The sequence below is a fragment of the Veillonella sp. DNF00869 genome, from assembly GCF_001553345.1.
Taxonomy (GTDB): Bacteria; Bacillota; Negativicutes; order Veillonellales; family Veillonellaceae; genus F0422.
Map to the genome: position 1 here is coordinate 1 of NZ_KQ960747.1, position 3,061 is coordinate 3,061.

Genomic DNA, 3,061 nt, shown 5'->3' on the forward strand with positions numbered 1-3,061 from the left:
ATTATTTATGATTTGGTCTCTTAGAGTTGACTCTAAGGGTTAGACCAAGCACATAGATTCTCTAAATTAACTTATAAGGTGAGAGCATCCGAAAGGATGACTCTAAAGCAAAAGACATAACCATATGTCACTATCAAGTAAAGATAGTAAGGGCATACGGTGGATGCCTTGGCTATACTGGCCGAAGAAGGACGCGGTAAGCTGCGAAAAGCTACGGAGAGGTGCAAGCGACCATTGACCCGTAGATATCCGAATGGGGGAACCCGGCAGAGTAAAGCTCTGTCACCCATACCAGAGAGTATGAGGAGGGCACCTGGGGAACTGAAACATCTAAGTACCCAGAGGAAAAGTAATCAAACGAGATTCTCTTAGTAGCGGCGAGCGAACGGGGAAGAGCCCAAACCGGACTGGTTCGCCAGACCGGGGTTGAGGACTGCTAACAAGCATAAATGGGATAGACGAACCGACTTGGAACGGTCGGCCGAAGAAGGTGAAAGCCCTGTAGTCGAAATCCTGCATATGTGGAGCAGTATCCAGAGTACCACGAGACACGTGAAACCTTGTGGGAAGCAGGGGGGACCACCCTCCAAGGCAAAATACCAGTATGGACCGATAGCGCATAGTACCGTGAGGGAAAGGTGAAAAGCACCCCGGGAGGGGAGTGAAAGAGAACCTGAAACCGTATGTCTACAAACAGTCGAAGACCGTATAATTGCAGGTCGACGGCGTGCCTATTGAAGAATGAACCGGCGAGTTACTGTCACTAGCGAGGTTAAGCGGAAAACGTGGAGCCGAAGCGAAAGCGAGTCTGAATAGGGCGAGGAGTTAGTGGTAGTAGACCCGAAACCGTAGTGATCTATCCATGGCCAGGTTGAAGCACAGGTAAAATTGTGTGGAGGACCGAACTCGTGAGCGTTGAAAAGCTTTGGGATGAGTTGTGGATAGGGGTGAAATGCCAATCGAACACGGAGATAGCTGGTTCTCCCCGAAATAGCTTTAGGGCTAGCCTCATGGTAAAGAGTATAGGCGGTAGAGCTCTGATCGGGCTAGGGCCCACACCGGGTACCGAACCTAGTCAAACTACGAATGGCTATACTTATACATGGGAGTCAGACTATGAGTGATAAGGCCCATAGTCAAGAGGGAAACAGCCCAGACCACCGACTAAGGCCCCCAATGCTGCATTAAGTGGCAAAGGATGTGGAGTTTCCAAAACAACCAGGATGTTGGCTTAGAAGCAGCCACCATTTAAAGAGTGCGTAATAGCTCACTGGTCGAGAGACTCTGCGCCGAAAATGTCCGGGGCTAAAATGCAGAGCCGAAGTCGTGGCAATGGTAGTAATACCATTGGGTAGGGGAGCGTTCTTATTGGATTGAAGCAGTACCGGAAGGAGCTGTGGACTGGTAAGAAGTGAGAATGCCGGTATGAGTAGCGAAAAGAAAGGTGAGAATCCTTTCCACCGAAAGCCTAAGGGTTCCTGAGCAACGATCGTCGTCTCAGGGTAAGTCGGGACCTAAGCCGAGGCGGAAAAGCATAGGCGATGGACAACAGGTTGAAATTCCTGTACTAGTATGAATTGTTTGATCGATGGAGTGACGCAAACAGGTAGGTTAGCATGCGATTGGAAGTGCATGTTTAAGCGTGTAGGTTGAGTAATAGGTAAATCCGTTACTCTAAAAGCTGAGGCGTGATGACGAGCTCAAAAGAGCGAAGTAATTGATCCTAAGTTGCCGAGAAAAGCTTCTAGGTAGAGACATACTACCCGTACCAAAACCGACACAGGTAGGCGGGGAGAGAATCCTAAGGTGCGCGGGAAAACCCTCGTTAAGGAACTCGGCAAAATGCATCCGTAACTTCGGGAAAAGGATGACCCATGTAGTGTGAAAGCTTGTAACGGCTGGAGCATGAATGGGTGGCACAAGAGAGGCGCAAGCGACTGTTTACCACAAACACAGGTGCCTGCTAAAGCGAAAGCTGACGTATAGGTGCTGACACCTGCCCGGTGCTGGAAGGTTAAGAGGAGGGGTTAGGAGTAATCCGAAGCTCTGAATTGAAGCCCCAGTAAACGGCGGCCGTAACTATAACGGTCCTAAGGTAGCGAAATTCCTTGTCGGGTAAGTTCCGACCCGCACGAAAGGTGTAACGACTTGCGCACTGTCTCAACGAGGGACCCGGTGAAATTGAAGTACCTGTGAAGATGCAGGTTACCCGCGACTGGACAGAAAGACCCCATGGAGCTTTACTGTAACTTAGGATTGATTTTAGTTAATGAATGTACAGGATAGGTGGGAGACGTAGAAGCTAGGGCGCTAGTCTTAGTGGAGTCGCTGTTGGGATACCACCCTTTGATTAATTGAAATCTAACGGGAAGAGTAACGACCTTCCGGACAGTCCTAGGTGGACAGTTTGACTGGGGCGGTCGCCTCCTAAAGAGTAACGGAGGCGCCCAAAGGTTCCCTCAGAGCGGACGGAAATCGCTCGAAGAGTGTAAAGGCAGAAGGGAGCTTGACTGCGAGACCAACAAGTCGAGCAGGGACGAAAGTCGGGCTTAGTGATCCGGTGGTGCCGAGTGGAAGGGCCATCGCTCAACGGATAAAAGCTACCCTGGGGATAACAGGCTAATCTCTCCCAAGAGTCCATATCGACGGGGAGGTTTGGCACCTCGATGTCGGCTCATCACATCCTGGGGCTGAAGTAGGTCCCAAGGGTTCGGCTGTTCGCCGATTAAAGTGGTACGTGAGCTGGGTTCAGAACGTCGTGAGACAGTTCGGTCCCTATCCATCGCGGGCGAAAGAAACTTGAAGGGGGCTGCTCCTAGTACGAGAGGACCGGAGTGGACGAACCGCTGGTGTACCAATTATCCTGCCAAGGGTACAGTTGGGTAGCTACGTTCGGGACGGATAAACGCTGAAAGCATCTAAGCGTGAAACCAGCCTTGAGATGAGGTTTCTCATAGCATAAGCTAGTAAGATCCCATGTAGACGACATGGTTGATAGGCCAGGTGTGGAAGTGCTGCAAGGCATGGAGCTGACTGGTACTAATAGATCGAGGGCTTTACT

At 50.5% G+C, this 3,061-nt stretch carries 1 rRNA gene; it reads left to right on the top strand.

The features are described 5' to 3' along the window. The first annotated feature begins 136 nt into the window (after positions 1-136). Positions 137-3,061 (top strand): 23S ribosomal RNA (locus HMPREF3032_RS00020).